The sequence below is a fragment of the Moorena sp. SIO4A5 genome (genome assembly GCF_010672005.1).
Classification (GTDB): domain Bacteria; phylum Cyanobacteriota; class Cyanobacteriia; order Cyanobacteriales; family Coleofasciculaceae; genus Moorena.
This window is the reverse complement of sequence record NZ_JAAHHZ010000121.1, coordinates 1-18,283: the sequence shown is the minus strand read 5'-3', so window position 1 is coordinate 18,283 and position 18,283 is coordinate 1. Positions and strand designations below refer to the sequence as shown.

The window sequence follows — 18,283 nt, the reverse complement described above, 5'->3', positions numbered from 1 at the left end:
AATTCCCCAATAACAAGTTTGTGATTACTAGCCGGATTGCTGGCTATCGGGAGGTTAAATTAAGCCAACGCTTTTCCCATTTCACCATTACTGAAATGGAACCAGAACAGGTGGAGCGGTTTTTGGACCGATGGTGTCTAGCGGTAGAGAAAGCTCAAAGGCCCGATGCTAGTCAGCACTATTGGCAGCAGGAAGCGGATCATCAAAGTCGGGAACTGAAGGAGGCGATCGCAGCCAGTGAGGGAGTCAAGCGTATGACTGGCAATCCCTTATTGTTAACGATTTTGGCATTAATTCACCGCAATGGCTCTCGCTTGCCCAATCAACGGGTAAAACTCTATGAATTAGCGGTCCAGACCTTGACCGAAGATTGGCAATTGAGCAAAAAATTGCCTGGTGTTGAGACCGTAGTGCTCAAAGAAAGTCAGGTGATGGCACTGTTGGCTCCCTTGGCTTACTGGATGCATGAACACAAACCCTCGGGATTAGTCAGTGAACCAGAGGTTAGGGAAAAACTAGCCGAAATCCATGGGGAGTTGAATGATGAAGACCCGGATTCCCAAAGCGTGCAGTGGCAAATTAATGATTTTTTGCGCAGGGTCAGGGAAACAACCGGTTTGTTTGTGGAACGTGCCCCTGGTAGTTATGGGTTTATGCATCTGACCTTTGAAGAATATTTTGCTGCTCGGTATATTGCGGATAATGATGTTAGTGAGATTCTCGATATTATTAATCAGCATCGATATGAAGCCCGTTGGGATGAACCAATTTTGTTAGCCTTAGGGTATTTGGGGAGTGAGAATCCCAGACGGATTAATAAGTTAGTTCCAAAGTTGTTTAAACCCTTAGATGACTATCAGCCTAGGATTGACCATGGGGAAATTAAGATTAGAAAGAATTTATCAAAGGGCGTTGGTGATTCTAAGTATGATTTTGCCCCCCTAGCCCCCCAATTTTGGGGGGAACAAAACTCTCAAAGTCCCCCAAAGTTGGGGGATTTAGGGGGCTTGAACAACACCAAACAATCGCGCATTCATACTTCAATTCAGCAACGCCCATCAAAGGATGTGGTTTTAGTTTGGCCAGTTTTAGGGGAGAATTCAACAGTTTCATATCAGGAGTCGCCATCGGTATTACAGGATTTACTGTTTGCTGGTCAGGTTTTGGCTGATGTTGATGTCAACAGCAAGATTCGAGCCAGGGTAATTCAGCAGTTAGTCTGGACTTACTTGGGGTTAGATGAAGACTTTGAAGATGAAACGATTAAGGAATTGTTGAGCAGGTTACGGGAGATTGAAAGGTTTAATCAGAAGGATGAAGTGATTAAGTGTCTCCAAGAAGCCACTAATAATTTCAAACTAAGTGAAGAGCAATGGGTAAAGACTCAGTTAGGGAGTTTATACGTAGCTTGTGGTCAAACACGAGAAACCTTAGTTAGTAATGTAAATGAATTTGTTAAACAGCTAGTTCAACAGCCAGAGCTTATGCTATGCGATGATCTGATCAATTTGGTGGCAGAACTAGGGGAAGAGATGACACCAGCTCTGGAAGCAACCAGACAACATACTATTCGAGATCAGGGAAGTCAACAAGCCATAGAAGTTGTAACAGCACTGTCTTACCTCCGCCCGGATAACTATGATCAGGCTATTGGGATGTTAGAAAAGATTAATCCACGGCCAGATAGTCCGCTCAAGGGTTACATTGCTTGGGCAATAGCTACCTGTTACCGAAAAAAGGAGGACTATGAGAAAGCGATCGCATCCTACCAAGAAAGCCTTGACATCAATCAGCAGTTGGGTAACCAAAAGAATGTAGCAAAGTTATGGTATTGGCTGGCTAATTGTTATCGACTATCCGGGAACTATCAGCAAGCTCTCGATTGCGAACTCAAAGACTTAGCCATCCGTCAGCAGCTTGATGACCAACCAGGTGTAGCATTAGCTTACTATCAACTAGGTAGAATCTATCAAGATTGGTGTAAGTATGACCAAGCGATCGCATACCACGAACAAAGCCGTAATCTTGATCACCAGTTGGATAAACAGAAGAATGTCGCCGATTCGTGGTATTGGCTAGCTATTTGTTATCGAGACTGGGGCAGATATCAGCAAGCTGTTGATTGTGAACTCAAAGAATTAGCCATCCGTCAGCAGCTTGATGACCAAACAGGTGTAGCAAGTGCCTACTTTGAGCTAGGTGACATTTATCAAGGTTGGGGTAAGTATTCCGATGCGATCAAATCTTACCAACAAAGCCGTGAGCTTTATCAGCAGTTGGATAAACAAAAGAATGTCGCCAATCAGTGGTATTGGCTAGCTAATTGTTATCGAGAATGGGGCAAATATCAGCAAGCTGTTGATTGTCAACTCAAAGACTTAGCGATCTCTCAGCAGCTTGATGACCAAGCACGTGTAGCAAGTGCCTACTTTAAGCTTGGTAGAATCTATCAAGCTTGGGGTAAATACAATGAAGCGATACCATACTACCAACAAAGCCGTGAGCTTTATCAGCAGTTAGATTTCCAAAAAGATGTCGCGAATCAGTGGTATTCGCTAGCTGTTTGTTATCGAAACTGGGGCAAATATCAGCAAGCTGTTGATTGTCAACTCAAAGACTTAGCCATCCGTCAGCAGCTTGATTACACACCAGAAATAGCATTAGCTTACTATCAGCTCGGTAGAATTTATCAAGATTGGGGTAAGTATGATGAAGCGATTCCATACTACCAACAAAGCCGTGACCTTTATCACCAGTTGGATTTACAGAAAGATGTCGCCAATCAGTGGTCTTGGCTAGCTGATTGTTATCAAGACTGGGGCAACTATCAGCAAGCTGTTGATTGTCAACTCAAAACCTTAGCCATTCGTCAGCAGCTTGATGACCAAGCACGTGTAGCAAGTGCCTACTTTAAGCTTGGTAGAATCTATCACGCTTGGGGTAAGTATTCCGATGCGATTCCATACCACCAACAAAGCCTTGAACTCTATGACCAGTTGGATAAACAAAAGAATGTCGCCAATCAGTGGTATAACCTAGCTGTTTGTTATCGAAACTGGGGCAAATATCAGCAAGCTGTTGATTGTCAACTCCAAGACTTAGAAATGCGTCAACAGCTTGATGACCAATCAGATGTAGCATTAGCCTACTATCAACTTGGCAGAATCTATAAAGATTGGGGTAAGTATGATCAAGCGATCGCATCCTACCAACAAAGCCGTGACCTTTATCAGCAGTTGGATAAACAAAAGGATGTAGCCAATCAGTGGTCTTGGCTAGCTGATTGTTATCGAAACTGGGGCAAATATCAGCAAGCGGTCGATTGTGAACTCAAAGAATTAAACATCCGTCAACAGCTTGATCACCAATCAGATGTAGCATTAGCCTACAATCAACTTGGTAGAATCTATGAAGATTGGGGCAAGTATGATCAAGCGATTCCATACTATGAACAAAGCCGTGACCTTTATCACCAGTTCGATAAACAGAAGGATGTAGCCAATCAGTGGTATTGGCTAGCTGCTTGTTATCGAGACTGGGGCAGATATCAGCAAGCGGTCGATTGTGAACTCAAAGATTTAGCCATTCGTCAGCAGCTTGATGACCAACCAAATATAGCTGATGCCTACTATCAACTTGGTAGAATCTATCAAGATTGGGGCAAGTATGATCAAGCGATTCAATACCACCAACAAAGCCGTGACCTTTATCAGCAGTTGGATAAACAAAAAGATGTCGCTAATCAGTGCTTTTGGCTAGCTTTTTGTTATCGAGAATGGGGCAAATATCAGCAAGCTGTTGATTGTGAACGCAAAAATTTAGCCATCCGTCAGCAGCTTGATGACCAACCGTGGATAGCAAATGCCTACGGTCACCTAGGTAGAATCTATCAAGATTGGGATAAGTATTCCGAAGCAATCACATACTACCAAGAAAGCCTTGAACTCTTTCAGCAGTTGGGTAAAGAAGAAATAGTAGCAAAGTTTTGGTCTTGGCTAGCTGATTTTTATCGAGACTGGGGCAGATATCAACAAGCTGTTGATTGTCAACTCAAAACCTTAGAAATGCGTCAACAGCTTGATGACCAATCAGATGTAGCATTAGCCTACTATCAACTTGGCAGAATCTATAAAGATTGGGGTAAGTATGATCAAGCGATCGCATCCTACCAACAAAGCCATGACCTTTATCAGCAGTTGGATTTACAAAAGAATGTCGCCGGTCAGTGGTATTGGCTAGCTGATTGTTATAGAAACTGGGGCAAATATCAGCAAGCTGTGGATTGTCAAGTAAAAACCTTAGCTATCCGTCAGCAGCTTGATCACCAAACAGGTGTAGCAAATGCCTACTTTAATCTAGGTTACATTTATCAAGATTGGGGGAAGTATGATCAAGCGATCGCATACTATGAACAAAGCCGTGACCTTTATCAGCAGTTAGATTTACAAAAAAATGTCGCCAATCAGTGGTATAACCTAGCTGGTTGTTATCGAGAATTAGATGATTATACCAAAGCCATTGACTATTACCAGCAAAGCCTAAATCTCCATCAACAACTGGGTCAAAATGAAAACATTGCGAATCGGTATCGAAAAATTGGTAACAGCCAACGCCTCCTAGCCAGAAAAACTCCAGACACAACCGAAGCCCTCCACTTACTCAACCAAGGGGAGCAAAGTATTGGTCAAGCCATCGAAATTAGTAAAGCCAAGGACTACAAAGCCAACCAAGCCTACAACTATATCGCTCTTGGCTTACTCTATTCAGAACGCTTGCACCGATTACCGTCCAACCACCCTACTCTACCGGAACAGATTGAGCAATTTGAAACCAACTACACCATGGGCTTAAGGTTACTTTCAGAACTTGGAGCAATTGTCGATAGGGCTGAAGAAATTCTAGATATCTCCCGGGCTTACCTAGAGGTTAATGTTTTAGAAAACCTTGACCGAGCAGAAGCGTTAGCCCTGGAATCTTTACAACTCTTCTTAGACTACAACCGTAGGAAACTACAAGCCTCTGCTCGCCAGCTCTTAGGGGAAATTTACTTGCGTCGTTTTGAAGGTAATCAAGGGAATGCTAAAGCCATGGCTTACCAATTTTTTACTGAAAGTTTAGAACTTTACCGGAGCTTAGATATTCAGAGAAAAGTGATAGAATTGGAGGAACAGTTAAAGAGAGTAGGGAGTAGGGAGTAGGGAGTAGGGAGTAGGGAATCGGGAATCGGGAATCGGGAATCGGGAATCGGGAATCGGGAATCGGGAATCGGGAATCGGGAATCGGGAGTAGTAATAATATTTGACTATTTCAGTACTACGGCGGTTTGCATAACTATCAGGTACACATTGTTTCTCTTTTTCCGACTTCCGACTTCCGACTTCCGACTTCCGACTTCCCTGCTCCCTGCTCCCTGCTCCCTGTTCCCTGCTCCCTGCTCCCTGCTCCCTACTCCCTACTCCCTACTCCCTACTCCCTACTCCCTAACCATGAAGAGAGTTGCAGTATTTGGCAATGCTGGCGCTGGCAAATCGACCCTAAGCAAACGTTTAGCCGAAATAACTGGATTACCCCTGGTACACCTCGATTCCATGAAATATAGACCGGGCGGTGCTGAGGTGCCCCATGCCGAGTTTAAAGCCGCCCATGATCAGCTCTTGCAACAGGAGCAATGGATCGTTGATGGATTTGTCTCACTCGATACGGTGTGGCAACGGCTAGATGTAGCCGATACCCTGGTCTATCTCGATATGGCTGTGCTGCGACATTACTGGTGGGTCACAAAGCGATTTGCTAAAAGTCTTTGGGTGCCACCGGAAGGCTGGCCTGAAAATAGTCCCCTAGTAAAAGGCACACTGAATTCCTATAACACGGTCTGGCTGTGTCATAAAAAGCTAACCCCCAAATACCGGACTTATGTGGAAGCGGCTAAAGCAACAAAGCAGGTTTACCATTTGCGATCGCCCCAAGAGGTAAAGCATTTTTTGCAAACTATGGTTACAGAATTTGAAGGTTAGCTGAATGATTACCTTTGTATATAGCAATTCTACGACTTATGAGGTACAAATTTCTGGTTTTTAGGGAGCAGGGAGTAGGGACTTCGGAGCAGGTAAGAGGTAAGATATAAGAGGTAAGAGGGAAAAAATAATGTGTACCTCATAGCTACCATAAACGCTATAAACTTCACTTCTTGATGCAGTTGCTCATGGTTTTGGGTCTGTGTGCGGAACCTGCATCGCTGCTCCCTGTTCCCTATTTCAACAGTTAATTTTACGTTTGTCCGACTACTTAACTAACCAATCCACCCCTAACTCTTATGATGGAGCGTTTCCCATGGCTCAAATATTGAAAGCAATTTACCATAGTGGCACATTTATCCTTCAAACAGCCTGTGATTTACCTGAAGGTGTTGAAGTTGAGCTTGTGGTTCAATCACCTCAAGTCATTCCTCCTAAGATTACCGATATTGAGGCTAGACAAGATTTTTTAAGGTTACTTGTTGAGCGAATGCAACAAAACCCTATTCCTTCTGATTCTCCTAAGTTTACACGAGATATGTTCCATGAACATAGTTAAAAGCTTAAATAATTTATATAGCAATTATACGACTTGTGAGGTACAAATATCTGGGTTTTAGGGAGCAGGGAGCAGGGAGCAGGGAGCAGGTAAGACAGAAGAGGCAAGAGCCAATAGTCAAATAATTCTGTGTACCTCATGAGTCCTAGAAACGCTATATACATCTTCAATTCTCCCTTATTTGCAATAACTTACTGGCCTTAAGAATCGCTAATAGCCTTGTTGTTACCCCCTCAGCTAAAATTGAAATAGCGACTTAATATGAGCAGGAGATGAGGTCATGATTTATGAAGTTATCCTCAGTAGAGAAAAAGATAAATATATTGCTCGTGCCAAAGAATGGCCGGAAGTCATGGTTGTAGAAAATAGCCGTGATGCTGCTATCAATCAGCTTAAAGCTCAACTACTTGACTATCTAACGAATCAGGTTGAAGTAGTTGAAGTTGACATTCCCCTACTAGGGAAGACAGGAAATCCTTGGCTGGATAAATTTGGATGCTTTAAGGATGACCCGACTTTTGACAATCTACAGGCTGAAATTGCTGCCTATCGGCAAGAAATCGATCAAGAGATGGGGCACCTGGCAGAGCAACCCTAATCACACGTAATCCAAAAGACTTTGAGCGTGTCATAGGTTTAACCCTCGAAGACTGGTCAGTAATGTATAGCGTTGATTGCATGTATGAGGTAAAATTATCAACTTCAAAGTCCCCCTTTTTAAGGGGGATTTAGGGGGATCCCTTTGTACCTCATGGGAAACAGAATTGCTATAGATTAGTACTTTTGAGTAATCAATGTCGCACCAACTAACTTCACCGTTATATCATTTAATCTTCTATAGCGGTTTTTATTTTAATGAGGTACACAAAATTTTTACCATCTTACCTATTGCCTACTCCCTACTCCCTACTCCCTGCTCCCTGCTCCCTTATCTGCAATACCCGACTAGCATTAAGAATCGCCAACAGAGCCACTCCCATATCAGCAAATACAGCTTCCCAGAGAGTTGCTACCCCCATCGCACCCAGGGCAATAAAGACGACTTTCACTCCCAAAGCAATAATAATATTTTGCCAAACAATACGGAGGGTTCGGCGAGCGATCGCGATCGCATCTGCTACTTTAGAGGGAGCATCGGTCATAATTACCACGTCGGCGGTTTCGATAGCAGCATCTGAGCCTAATCCCCCCATAGCTATGCCCACATCAGCACGAGCAATTACTGGTGCGTCGTTGATGCCATCTCCCACAAATGCGGTTTTATGGTTAGTTTGGTTTACTGCTGTAAGAATCTTCTCTAAAGCATTCACCTTATCCTCTGGTAAGAGTTCGGCTTCAAAATCATCTATCCCTAGCCTTCGAGCGATAGTATTAGCTATGGTTTGACTGTCTCCTGTCAGCATCACAGTTTTAATCTGCTGTTGGTGCAGTGCTTGGATGGCATTGATGGCATCTTCTTTGACTTCATCGGCAATTAAGATACGTCCACTGTATTCACCATCCACCGCTAAGTGAGCTACTGTACTATCAGCCACACAGACATGATGGGAAATCCCCTCTCGATGGAGTAAGCGATCGTTTCCTGCGATCACAACTTTTCCATCAATTTGGGCGAGAATACCGTGCCCCGCAATTTCTTGATAATTTTCAACCTTAGAACTGTCAATCGGTTTGCCATGAGCTTGTCGAATCGATTGGGCGACGGGATGATTTGACCCAGATTCTACATGAGCAGCTAATTCTAGTAATTGCTCTTGACTCAAACCATTGTGGGTAATAATATCAGTGACTCGAAAGTTTCCTTTAGTAAGGGTGCCAGTTTTATCAAAGACGACGGTTTTCACCTGAGTTAAGGCATCTAAAAACGTAGAACCTTTAATCAAAATACCGCGCTTGGCTGCCCCTCCAATACCGCCAAAATAGCCCAGAGGAATACTAATGACCAATCCACAGGGACAGGAAATCACCAACAGCACCAAGGCTCGATAAGTCCAGGTACTGGCGCTTGCTCCCGAAATTAGCAAAGGTGGTAACAGGGCAACGGCTAGGGAAAGAAACACCACAACGGGTGTATAGTAGCGGGCAAAGCGAGTAATAAACTTTTCCGTGTCGGCTTTTTTGCTTCTGGCGTTTTCCACCAAGTCCAAAATTCTGGCAATAGAAGACTCGTCAAAGGGCTTAGTAACCCGAATGGTTAGCCCTCCAGACTGGTTAATCATCCCTGCTAACACCAGATCTCCTGTTAGAACGGTACGGGGGACTGATTCTCCTGTGAGGGCAGACGTATCCAGTTGTGAACTTCCCTCAATAATCTCACCGTCCAGGGGAACTTTCTCCCCAGGGCGTACCCGAATCATTTCCCCAACAGCAACTTGATCAGGGGAAACGGTTTTTATCTCGCCGTTAACTAGCAGATTAGCAGTATCGGGACGCACTTCCAGCAAGGCTCGAATCGAACGACGCGATCGCCCCACCGCAGACCCCTGTACCAATTCCCCCAGCTGGTAAAACAACATCACCCCCACTGCTTCCGGTAGTTCGTGAATAGCGATCGCGCCTATGGTGGCAATGGTCATCAAAAAGTTTTCGTCAAAAATCCGACCCCGCAGGATATTTCGCCCCGCAGTGGTTAGCACTCCCCAACCACAAAGTAAGTAAGCAGGAATCAAGACGGCATATTCAGCTATGCCAAAAGGAGTCTGATCTAAACTATCTTGAAAAATCAGTCCGATTAACAAAAGAGGAGTAGCGATCGCGACCGCTCTTAACTCGCGCCACAAGTTAAATTCATTCTTTCCTTGACTGTTCCCGCAGCAGTCATCATGGGTTGTGACCTCCTTTTCTTGACTGTTGCCGCAACAGTGATCATGGGTTGTCACCTCCTTTTCTTGACTGTTCCCGCAGCAGTGATCATGGGTTGTCACCTCAGCAACAGCTTCAATGCAATGTCCAGAGTTGCAGCAGTCTTGATGATGATGGAGTTGTGCCATAGCAATACCTACTGTGAAAATCTCCTGAATATCTGAAAGACTATTCAGACAAAAGATTATTCAAATTATATAGTAAGTAGCTGTGCCAAATAAATTATTGACAGCATTTTTTTATTAATATGAGGTACACAATATTTTTTCCCTCTTGCCTATTGCCTATTGCCTATTGCCTATTGCCTCTTGCCTATTGCCTATTGCCTCTTGCCTATTGCCTGCTCCCTGCTCCCTGCTCCCTGCTCCCTAAAACCCAGATATTTGTACCTCACAAGTCTTATAATTGCTATATCTCTGCTCAATAATCAACTTTGATCAAGGTGTTGAGCTACTTCTCGATATAAAGTCACAATATGTTCATCGGCAAGACTGTAGTAAACGTTGCGACCTTGACGGCGATATTTTACTAGCTTTTGCGATCGCAATACTCGTAGCTGATGAGATACTGCCGATTCCCCCATTTTTACTATCGCTGCTAAGTCGCAGACACAAAGCTCTTGCTGTGCGAGGGCTGAAAGCAACTTTAGCCGATGAGGGTCGGAAAGAACGCTAAAAAACTCTGCCATCTGTTGCGCTTTTTCCGTTGCTATAACCTTACTCTGGACCTGCCACACATTATCTAGATGAACTACGGAATCATCACAGCTTGGAGCATCAGAAGAGTAGACAGTTGGTTTATTTAAAGAACTAGAATCAGCCATGATGAATTATATTTATTATTTAATCTCTAGATCTATGATACTATAGCGTTTCTCGCAGTTATGAGGTACAGTTTTATTTTAGGTTGATTCCCTGTTAGGTGCCCTTGACCCATTAATACCGAGTTGCATTCAAAGAGAGTAGATTAGTTGGATAGGGAGATGGGGAGATGGGGAGATGGGGAGATGGGGAGATGGGGAGATGGGGAGATGGGGAGATGGGGAGATGGGGAGATGGGGAGATTGGCGGAAGAGAAAGTTGTACCTTTGACCGCAACTTAGTATAAGAATTTAATTCGCCACAAGTCGCACCTCTTGATGCAGCGCATCGCTATTCCCAATTACCGATTCCCGATTCCCCTTCCCCTCCTGGGAGTGGTTAGGGGTGGGTTCCGATTCCCGATTCCCGATTCCCGATTTCCGATTCCCGATTCCCGATTCCCTACTCCCTTCTTAACAAAAAAAAATAGCCGCAGAAATACCATCCACGGCTAGGAAATTGACCTTATGTGATTCCGTTTTCAACCCTATCGGGACCTGCTCCCATGGGAGCAGAATCGATGATTTTGCCAGGGGGCAAAGCCCCCCAGAAAGTTAATCCGTTAACCCAGAATTATGTACTTGGTCATCATCGTAATAAATTCTCCAGGAATGCCCGTCGGTTGTAGAGGACTCCACTCAGAAATTTCGGCGTAACGCAGTGCATAGAGGGCATGCATCGTGTTAATGATAGCCTTGCGGGAGCCCTTGAGAATGTGCTTAACAGGGTATTTTTTTGGAGAAGATTCCTGAGGATTATTACTAGGAGTTATATCCTCAGGGTTATTTTCAGGGTTTGGGCGAAATTCGGAATCCATGTTGGTCACCTTTTGCTTGTTGTTTGCATAGTATAATCATAATGATTATAAATTAATTTGTCAAGGGTTTTTCTAAATTTTTTTTTGGGAAGGTATTTTAAATAAAATGTACGGGAATGGAATGGAGTGTGATTTTTTTAAGGAGTAGTTGAAAAAGGGAATCGGGAATCGGGAATCGGGAATCGGGAATAGTGCTATAATTATTAATAATTACTGATTAATATAGCGGGTTTTAAGCTAGTAAGGTACATTTTTTTTGGTTTATAGGGAGCAGGGAGCAGGGACTTCGGAGCAGTAAAGTCAGAAGAAAGAAAAGGTAAAAAATCCTGTGTACCTCATTAGGCTAAAAACCGCTGTAATTACTGATTAATAATTACTGATTACTGATTCCTAAACTATTTGCGATCGCAAAACTGATCTAGCGGTTCTCCTATGAATCAGGTAAACAGAATTTTTTCCCGATTCCCGATTCCCGATTCCCTACTCCCGATTCCCGATTCCCGATTCCCTACTCCCGATTCCCGATTCCCAATTCCCGATTCCCGATTCCCGATTCCCTACTCCCTACTCCCTACTCCCTATTCCCAAGAGCCCCATCGATCAATTCCTCAACACCATTAACAGGAATAATTGGAGTATTGAGCTGATCAGCCACTTCTGCTACAGTCATATCATCCAGAAACCGGGTATCACCATGCTTAAGCATCAACCCAGGTAACAGAATCATTTCTCCTAAATCTTTTCCTTTTAATCCCTTCAGTAAATCTTGTCCAGTCAGCAAGCCAGTAACCGTTATCTCCTGACCCCAGTAATCACTAGATAACGCCACCATCCTAATCTCCAATCCTGGCACAGCATTGAACCGCTCTACCACAGGTTCAAACGCTTTTTCCACCGCATTACCCACTACCCAAGTCCCCCGTCGGGGGATTTCTAGACCCTTAGGTAACCGTTGAGTAGCAGCAGTTTGGAATTGTTTCAGGAACAACCGAATCGAACCAACACCATTCCCAATTTGAGGGTAGTCTCCGTAATCCGATTCTGGAGGTAACTCTTCTCTAGCAATCAAAAACCACTCATCTGCCAACCAAGCAAAGGTAGACCCCAACTGGTGCTTAAATTTCTCCTGAAGCCTTTGAACCTGAGCAATCACTTCCCTAGCTTTCTCCCCAGTAACACTAATTAGTTCATCCTCCTGGGGTCGAAACCGAGTCAATCCCACCGGTACTACTGCCGTTGAAGCGACTGCGGGCAGATCACCGGTATAGAATTGAGCTAAATCTAACAGAGTACGTTCTAAGTGAATGCCATCATTAATTCCAGGACACACCACTACCTGGGCATGAATTTGCAGCCGTCGCTCCTGAAACCACCTTAACTGCTCTAAAATTAGCCCAGCCCGAGGATTTTTCAGTAACCGTATGCGCACATCCGGTTCAGTAGCATGAACCGAAACATAAAGAGGAGATAGACGCATCCGTTCGATCCGATCCCACTCCGTTTGCTTCAGATTAGTCAGGGTTAGGTAAGAGCCATAGAGGAAACTAAGCCGATAGTCATCATCTTTGAAATAAAGGCTTTGGCGCTTACCTGGTGGTTGTTGGTCGATAAAGCAAAATGGGCAACGATTATTGCACTGAATCAAACCATCAAATAACGCTGTCTCGAATTCCAGCCCTAAATCGTCATCATAGTCTTTCTCAATTTCGATCACATGAGTCTTACCCGCCCCATCCAGCACTTCCAGTTCTAGAATTTCATCCGCACACAGGAATTGATAATCAATCAAATCACGGGGATGGCTACCATTAATCGCAACAATAGAATCCCCTGGTTCAAATCCAACCTCAGCAGCAATGGAGTTGGGAAGAACCTTTGTGATTAATACTGGATGAATCGAGCTTTGACTCATTGATAGCAGTTTTCAATTGGGTGAGGCACAAAGTCGTTGGTTTTAGGGAACAGGGAACAGGGAACAGGGAACAGGGGGAAGAGTGGGGAGCTCACAAGGGTAGGTTTTTAAATATTGGGGCAAGTAGTTAATTTCATTGCGTAGAATCTCTTCCAAATAAATATATATCAAAATATACAATAATTGCTGGAATAATTCTCCCTATCTCCCCATCTCCTCATCTCCCTATCTCCCTATCTCCCTATCTCCCCATCTCCCCATCTCCCTATCTTCCCATCTTCCGACACTTGCGATCGCTAACTATTTTGTAAAACCCCAGTTATAATAGCACCTAAAATTGCTATCCCAAACAATAACCGATACCAGACGAATATCCAGACACCTTGTTTTTTGAGATAGCTGATCATCCATGCGATCGCTACGTAAGAAAATACTGCTGATGAAATCACCCCTACAATCAGTGACATTGCGCCAGCATCCCCAATGCCATCTTTGAGCAAACCGACTAACTCCACTAAACCAGCTAAGGTAATGGCGGGGATGCCCAACAAAAAGGAAAACCGTGCTGCGGTTGCTCGTTCCAAACCCATGAATAAACCAGCAGTGAGAGTCGAGCCAGACCGGGAGACACCAGGCATTAAAGCCAACGCCTGAGCCAAGCCCATCCCAATCCCATCCTGGAGACCTAAATCCTCAAAGTTACGCTTACGCTTACCCACGACTTCAGAAACACCCATCAACAAACCCATCACAATCGAGACATAGGCGATTGACATGGTACTCCGTATCGGAGAATTATCATAATCAGGGATAAAGATTTTAATCAGCAGTCCAAAGAAGACAATGGGTAGGGTGCCCAAGGCAATTCCCAGGGCCATCTGGAAGTCTTGGGATTGGTAATCGGATGTACGGATAGCTTTGAATGCGCCAGTAGTGACTTTAGCCAAGTCTCCCCAGAAGTACCACACTACCGCCGCAATGGAGCCTAGTTGAATCACAGCCGTAAACGCAACCCCTGGATCACCCCAGCCTAAGGCCACAGGTACCACTTTTAAATGAGCGGTACTACTGATGGGCAGGAATTCCGTGAACCCCTGTACAAAACCCAGCACCACAGCCTGAAAAATAGTCATGTGGGGCGTAGTAATTGTAGCAGTGGTACTGGTTGAGGATAAGACATCTGGGGCAGGAGTTGTGGCGAGAACCTTCAAGGGGAAGGTAAGGCAGGCGCTAAGGACAGCAATGATAGAAAAATTGATAAATTGACGTTTTGATAAGACCATTCTTTCCCCTATTGAGGTTGCTCCAGCTGAATCAGCCAGCCTTAATTCAATCGGTATTCTGGCATAAGTTACCAACAATCGCCAAGGGAATCTGGATACTTAGCAAACTCTTTATCGTATCCCAATTCCATGTCGTATTGATCCTTAATCCTTAAACCTTAATATTTAATCCTTCTCGGGAATCGGGAATCGGGAATCGGGAATCGGGAATCGGGAATCGGGAATCGGGAATCGGGAATCGGGAATCGGGAATCGGGAGTCGGGAATCGGGAGTCGGGAATCGGGAATCGGGAATCGGGAATCGGGAATCGGGAATCGGGAGTCGGGAGCGGTGCGCTTGACCTAGGGAATCGGTAAAAAAGTCTAGCAATAGCCCTGGCCCTACCGGTAGCGCACCACCCAGGCTAAGGAAATCTTAATTTTCCATAAATTTTTGAGTTCATCCTTCAGATTTTAGATGGCAATTATCATAATCATGAGGTACAAAAAATTTTTTCCCTATTCCCTACTCCCTACTCCCTACTCCCTACTCCCTACTCCCTACTCCCTACTCCCTACTCCCTACTCCCTGTTCCCTATTCCCTATTCCCTATTCCCTATTCCCTATTCCCTATTCCCTATTCCCTATTCCCTACTCCCTACTCCCTAAAAATTTGTACTTCACCCAATTGAAAAATTAAATATTTCTACCCTTGCCATCAACCACCACATTTCAGTACTATTACCAATATGCCCCCAGGGGGGATATTGGTAATGATATATTAAGTTCAATAAAGATAATTAACGATAAGTAACAAAATTTTGTTGAAAAATACTTGGTTTTCTGCTAGAGCCCCAAGGAATTCCCATCAGTCAGGGCAACTGCTTCTATCGATCCCCCCTAGGGGAGTGAGTAATCCTCAAGGATGGCTATTATTTGCTGCCGCCTCCTTCCTGGTTTCTGTACCAGTGTTCTTCCAAGCTCCCCTAGTGCGCCTTTTCCCACTGTTGAGTTTAGTCATTACCCTGGCTTGGGTGTGGCTGGGGGTAAAACTGCTCCAACGTCCATCAACCCAAGTCTGGGGTGACTTGCTGTTGGGATTTAGCTGGAGTTGGCTGGCTGGTTCATTATATTGGGGTTGGTTGCGCACTGAACCTCTATGGCATTTACCGGTAGAGGCGATTGGTCTACCATTCGCTCTGTGGGGATTGTGGCGGGGTTGGGGAAAGGTAGGAAATCTATTTTACTTGGGTTCGTTATTCGGTACAGCCATGACCGACATCTATTTCTACTTGACGAATCTAATTACTTACTGGCGTCAGGTGATGGTAGTAGAGCCAGTCCTGGCAAAACCAATCTTTCAAAATGCGATCGCACAAGTCCAAACCCCTTGGGGAATTAGCTGGGCAGTGGTTTTGGTTGCTACGCTAGGAATAGTTGGTCTTTGGTCATTGACAAAAGAACAGCCCCATTGGTGGACGTTTAGTGGAGCGGTGTTGAGTACAATCGTGGTAGATAGTCTTTTTTGGTTGGCAGCTAACCTAGCATGATCACTCCAGACACTAACCCTAAAGGGTACAGTGTGGGCTTCTTCGGAAGCCTTCGTCATTTATTTATTTATGGGAACTCCCACAAGCCAAAACCCCGCGTTTTTAAACCACCGGATGTAGGCTCGCTGCGCGCTTTTAGCCTAGACACAATTTTGCCAAAAAGGATTGACAATACCTCGCGTAGAGTATTATTTAGATATGGGTACAGGCTGAGAAACCGAACGCGCCCCGCGTGGCCTTTGGCCTTGGCGCAACCGGGAGAGAAACCCGCCACTGCTTGACCTAAAAGAAGTAATGCCCGGAGGGCAGGGAAAATCCTCCTTAAAAACCCAACCATCAACTAACAATTGGTGTGTGAACCCAGCAAAAACACTTTGAGAAAACAACGGTACGGCGGGGCACGCCGAAACCAGGTGAAACAGGGAAGCAACGAACTCTATAAGACACTTCTCAAAAAGTAACTAAACGCCTAAGGAGACTAGCCCGCTGGGTCTTTCGTGAACTGAACTAAAATCTTAGTCTTGACGGGATTTCGGTTTAGATATTGCCATTTGGACACGGAGGTTTAAGGCCGGTCGTAGATCTAGGAATCCCCGTCTCGCGATTAGCGGGGAGTGTCAAATTAGGTTAGGTTAGTTTTGAGCGTTGTCATTCCGAAATGACTTGATCATCCTTTGAATCCATCTACTAGGGTCAGCTTCTGAGTCTTGCTGGGTCATTGACAGCAGCAAACTCAAGCTCGATTAGCAGTAATTGGTTAGTAACTTATGGCTGCTATTGTTTCTCCAACTTCTGCGCTATCCTTCCCTGATCAGGGGAAATCTTGGAAAATTGATGCAATGATCAACGTCTCAATTAACCCTGTTGTTGCTCCTATATCTGTGGTGACTTTGCGATCCACCCCTTACCTACTTATGCCTACCGGCTCTGACGATCAGTATATGCCATTAGTTGGTAGTAATTGCTGGACCGTCGGTCGTAGTTATGATAACAATTTTGTACTTTCAGATCGCTGGATTTCCAGAAACCATGCGATGTTGCAGTGTACCGAAAACGGTGATTTCTATCTTATTGATTTAGGCAGCCGTAACGGTACATTTGTCAATGGACGCAGAGTCAGTATTCCGGTGACCTTGCGCAATGGCGATCATCTTACCTTTGGTCAGACAGAATTGGAGTTTTATTGCCCACCCAAGGCTCATAAAACTGAACCATCCGAACCTATACATAAAGATACCCAAACCTCAATATTGCACGTGCGCCGCCTGATTTCTGTGATGGTGGTGGACATCCGGAACTTCACCGTACTCACCCACCAGTTAGATGAAACCAGCCTCTCAGTGGCAATTGGTAGTTGGTTCCGGGAGTCTGGAGAAATTCTGAAAAGGTGTGGCAGTTGGGTAGATAAATACATCGGTGACGCGATTATGGCGATTTGGTTTCATGGCTCTGAAGGGGTCAGTGATCAAGAAGCCATGAGTATTTTGCAAGCAGTCAATGACCTCAACAAAATGACTACCAATCTGTCTAATGAATATCCTCTGCCCTTCCCACTGCGAATTGGTACTGGAATCAACACAGGAATGGCGATTGTTGGTAACACCACTGGTAGTGGCGATCGCCCAGAATACACTGCTATTGGGGATACTGTAATTGCCGCTTTTCGCCTCGAATCTGCCACCAAGGAACTTGGTCTAGATATTGCCCTAGGGGAGGATACATACCGTTACGTTTCTAAAATCGGAAAGTCTGAGCTTAACTTCAAGCAACACACTGTAAATCTCAAAGGTTATGATAATTCCACTATTACCTACGCTGGAACCTATGGAGATTTAGAAAATTTCTTGCGAGTTAACTCTACTCTACCAATTATTGAATAAGCTTTATTACAAGGTATTGCTAAAGTATCACTCATTTCGGTAACGGTTAGTATAATTGAGAATTGAGAATTGAGAATTGAGAATTGAGAATTGAGAATTGAGAATTGAGAATTGAGAATTGAGAATTCAATATTCAACCTTTAACCTTCAACCTGCTAACCTGCAACCTTAAAAATTAATCCCTAACTATTAAAACTTGAACTGAGCCCCTGCTTGGACTCTAGCATCAAATCCCTGGTCACCGGTACCTAGTTTAGAATCTATAAATATACCATTATCTGAATGGTACCTCAAGATAGCGCCATAGTTAAAGTCTGAAACTCGACTTTCAAGCCCCACATTGGTAGTGGTGAAATTTCTGACATAAGCGCCTAGAGAAAAATTATCGATCACTCGTTGTGAAAGCTCTACATCATAAAATACTTTCCTACCTATGTCTCAGGGCTATTTCATTCTAAAAATGCGCTTGAGTGTGTCTAGTCCAAACTTGCACCGTCGCTCTGCCTGGGCCATATTTGAGAAGTGATTAGAGCGATAGATATTGAGTGCAAAGTTACGAGCAACCG

17 protein-coding genes are annotated in these 18,283 nt (G+C 44.3%); 10 read left to right on the top strand and 7 right to left on the bottom strand.

Going from position 1 to position 18,283, the window contains the following annotated elements:
- Positions 1–20: 20 nt before the first annotated feature.
- The 3 genes from F6K57_RS27000 to F6K57_RS26990 all read left to right on the top strand — a co-directional run bounded on the left by F6K57_RS27000 (position 21) and on the right by F6K57_RS26990 (position 6,573).
- Complete coding sequence (locus F6K57_RS27000) at positions 21–5,198, top strand: tetratricopeptide repeat protein (RefSeq protein ID WP_293071557.1); 5,178 nt, start codon at positions 21–23, stop codon at positions 5,196–5,198.
- A 147-nt stretch (positions 5,199–5,345) separates the two neighbouring features.
- On the top strand, positions 5,346–6,014 hold the full coding sequence (locus F6K57_RS26995; RefSeq protein WP_293071556.1) for an adenylate kinase: 669 nt from the start codon (positions 5,346–5,348) through the stop codon (positions 6,012–6,014).
- Between the two features lie 202 nt (positions 6,015–6,216).
- Positions 6,217–6,573, top strand: coding sequence for an antitoxin family protein (locus tag F6K57_RS26990; RefSeq protein WP_293071555.1), 357 nt, complete (start codon positions 6,217–6,219; stop codon positions 6,571–6,573).
- Here F6K57_RS26990 and F6K57_RS26985 read toward each other — a convergent pair.
- Positions 6,570–6,713: a hypothetical protein gene (locus F6K57_RS26985; protein ID WP_293071554.1), complete on the bottom strand. Its 144-nt coding sequence runs from the start codon at positions 6,711–6,713 to the stop codon at positions 6,570–6,572. The two genes, F6K57_RS26990 and F6K57_RS26985, sit on opposite strands and share 4 nt — an antisense overlap.
- Before the next feature lie 140 nt (positions 6,714–6,853).
- Here F6K57_RS26985 and F6K57_RS26980 point away from each other — a divergent pair, with 140 nt between their 5' ends.
- Positions 6,854–7,171 carry a hypothetical protein gene (locus F6K57_RS26980; protein ID WP_293071553.1) on the top strand — a complete coding sequence of 106 codons (318 nt, stop codon included), beginning with the start codon at positions 6,854–6,856 and terminating at the stop codon, positions 7,169–7,171.
- A 301-nt stretch (positions 7,172–7,472) separates the two neighbouring features.
- On the opposite strand, the gene F6K57_RS26975 is transcribed toward F6K57_RS26980, so the two are convergent.
- Positions 7,473–9,563, bottom strand: coding sequence for a heavy metal translocating P-type ATPase (locus tag F6K57_RS26975; RefSeq protein ID WP_293071552.1), 2,091 nt, complete (start codon positions 9,561–9,563; stop codon positions 7,473–7,475).
- 119 nt (positions 9,564–9,682) lie between these two features.
- Here F6K57_RS26975 and F6K57_RS26970 point away from each other — a divergent pair, with 119 nt between their 5' ends.
- Positions 9,683–9,862, top strand: a complete 180-nt coding sequence (locus F6K57_RS26970; RefSeq protein WP_293071551.1) for a hypothetical protein — start codon at positions 9,683–9,685, stop codon at positions 9,860–9,862.
- Here F6K57_RS26970 and F6K57_RS26965 read toward each other — a convergent pair whose 3' ends face one another.
- Positions 9,863–10,258, bottom strand: a complete 396-nt coding sequence (locus F6K57_RS26965) for a metalloregulator ArsR/SmtB family transcription factor (RefSeq protein WP_293071550.1) — start codon at positions 10,256–10,258, stop codon at positions 9,863–9,865.
- 315 nt (positions 10,259–10,573) lie between these two features.
- On the opposite strand from F6K57_RS26965, the gene F6K57_RS26960 reads away from it, so the two are divergent.
- Positions 10,574–10,750, top strand: a complete 177-nt coding sequence (locus tag F6K57_RS26960) for a hypothetical protein (protein ID WP_293071549.1) — start codon at positions 10,574–10,576, stop codon at positions 10,748–10,750.
- A gap of 107 nt (positions 10,751–10,857) precedes the next feature.
- Here F6K57_RS26960 and F6K57_RS26955 read toward each other — a convergent pair whose 3' ends face one another.
- The gene (locus F6K57_RS26955) at positions 10,858–11,112 is read right to left on the bottom strand and encodes a hypothetical protein (protein ID WP_070392913.1); all 255 of its coding nucleotides are present in this window, start codon (positions 11,110–11,112) and stop codon (positions 10,858–10,860) included.
- 432 nt (positions 11,113–11,544) lie between these two features.
- Between F6K57_RS26955 and F6K57_RS26950 the strand changes: the two genes are divergently transcribed.
- The gene (locus tag F6K57_RS26950) at positions 11,545–11,733 is read left to right on the top strand and encodes a hypothetical protein (protein ID WP_293071548.1); all 189 of its coding nucleotides are present in this window, start codon (positions 11,545–11,547) and stop codon (positions 11,731–11,733) included.
- On the opposite strand, the gene F6K57_RS26945 is transcribed toward F6K57_RS26950, so the two are convergent.
- From F6K57_RS26945 to F6K57_RS26935, 3 genes are all read right to left on the bottom strand, one after another.
- Positions 11,684–13,024, bottom strand: coding sequence for a TIGR03279 family radical SAM protein (locus F6K57_RS26945; protein WP_293071547.1), 1,341 nt, complete (start codon positions 13,022–13,024; stop codon positions 11,684–11,686). The genes F6K57_RS26950 and F6K57_RS26945 overlap by 50 nt on opposite strands.
- A gap of 296 nt (positions 13,025–13,320) precedes the next feature.
- Entirely contained in the window at positions 13,321–14,157 is an 837-nt protein-coding gene (locus F6K57_RS26940) for an undecaprenyl-diphosphate phosphatase (protein ID WP_293071559.1), read from the bottom strand.
- Positions 14,158–14,458: 301 nt separating this feature from the next.
- Positions 14,459–14,677: a hypothetical protein gene (locus F6K57_RS26935; RefSeq protein ID WP_293037028.1), complete on the bottom strand. Its 219-nt coding sequence runs from the start codon at positions 14,675–14,677 to the stop codon at positions 14,459–14,461.
- Between the two features lie 105 nt (positions 14,678–14,782).
- Between F6K57_RS26935 and F6K57_RS26930 the strand changes: the two genes are divergently transcribed.
- From F6K57_RS26930 to F6K57_RS26920, 3 genes are all read left to right on the top strand, one after another.
- Positions 14,783–14,956 carry a hypothetical protein gene (locus tag F6K57_RS26930; protein ID WP_293071546.1) on the top strand — a complete coding sequence of 58 codons (174 nt, stop codon included), beginning with the start codon at positions 14,783–14,785 and terminating at the stop codon, positions 14,954–14,956.
- A 239-nt stretch (positions 14,957–15,195) separates the two neighbouring features.
- Positions 15,196–15,837: a DUF3120 domain-containing protein gene (locus F6K57_RS26925; RefSeq protein ID WP_293071545.1), complete on the top strand. Its 642-nt coding sequence runs from the start codon at positions 15,196–15,198 to the stop codon at positions 15,835–15,837.
- 839 nt (positions 15,838–16,676) lie between these two features.
- The gene (locus F6K57_RS26920) at positions 16,677–17,717 is read left to right on the top strand and encodes an adenylate/guanylate cyclase domain-containing protein (protein WP_293071558.1); all 1,041 of its coding nucleotides are present in this window, start codon (positions 16,677–16,679) and stop codon (positions 17,715–17,717) included.
- The last annotated feature ends 566 nt before the right edge of the window (positions 17,718–18,283 follow it).

Excerpts from the sequence above, each read along its gene's own strand:
- F6K57_RS26985 (WP_293071554.1), bottom strand. The coding sequence starts at position 6,713 with ATGAGGTACACAGAATTATTTGACTATTGGCTCTTGCCTCTTCTGTCT.
- F6K57_RS26960 (WP_293071549.1), top strand. The coding sequence starts at position 10,574 with ATGCAGCGCATCGCTATTCCCAATTACCGATTCCCGATTCCCCTTCCC.
- F6K57_RS26950 (WP_293071548.1), top strand. The coding sequence starts at position 11,545 with ATGAATCAGGTAAACAGAATTTTTTCCCGATTCCCGATTCCCGATTCC.
- F6K57_RS26945 (WP_293071547.1), bottom strand. The coding sequence starts at position 13,024 with ATGAGTCAAAGCTCGATTCATCCAGTATTAATCACAAAGGTTCTTCCC.
- F6K57_RS26965 (WP_293071550.1), bottom strand. The coding sequence starts at position 10,258 with ATGGCTGATTCTAGTTCTTTAAATAAACCAACTGTCTACTCTTCTGAT.
- F6K57_RS26940 (WP_293071559.1), bottom strand. The coding sequence starts at position 14,157 with ATGACTATTTTTCAGGCTGTGGTGCTGGGTTTTGTACAGGGGTTCACG.
- F6K57_RS26980 (WP_293071553.1), top strand. The coding sequence starts at position 6,854 with ATGATTTATGAAGTTATCCTCAGTAGAGAAAAAGATAAATATATTGCT.
- F6K57_RS26955 (WP_070392913.1), bottom strand. The coding sequence starts at position 11,112 with ATGGATTCCGAATTTCGCCCAAACCCTGAAAATAACCCTGAGGATATA.
- F6K57_RS26970 (WP_293071551.1), top strand. The coding sequence starts at position 9,683 with ATGAGGTACACAATATTTTTTCCCTCTTGCCTATTGCCTATTGCCTAT.
- F6K57_RS26930 (WP_293071546.1), top strand. The coding sequence starts at position 14,783 with ATGAGGTACAAAAAATTTTTTCCCTATTCCCTACTCCCTACTCCCTAC.
- F6K57_RS26975 (WP_293071552.1), bottom strand. The coding sequence starts at position 9,563 with ATGGCACAACTCCATCATCATCAAGACTGCTGCAACTCTGGACATTGC.
- F6K57_RS26920 (WP_293071558.1), top strand. The coding sequence starts at position 16,677 with ATGATCAACGTCTCAATTAACCCTGTTGTTGCTCCTATATCTGTGGTG.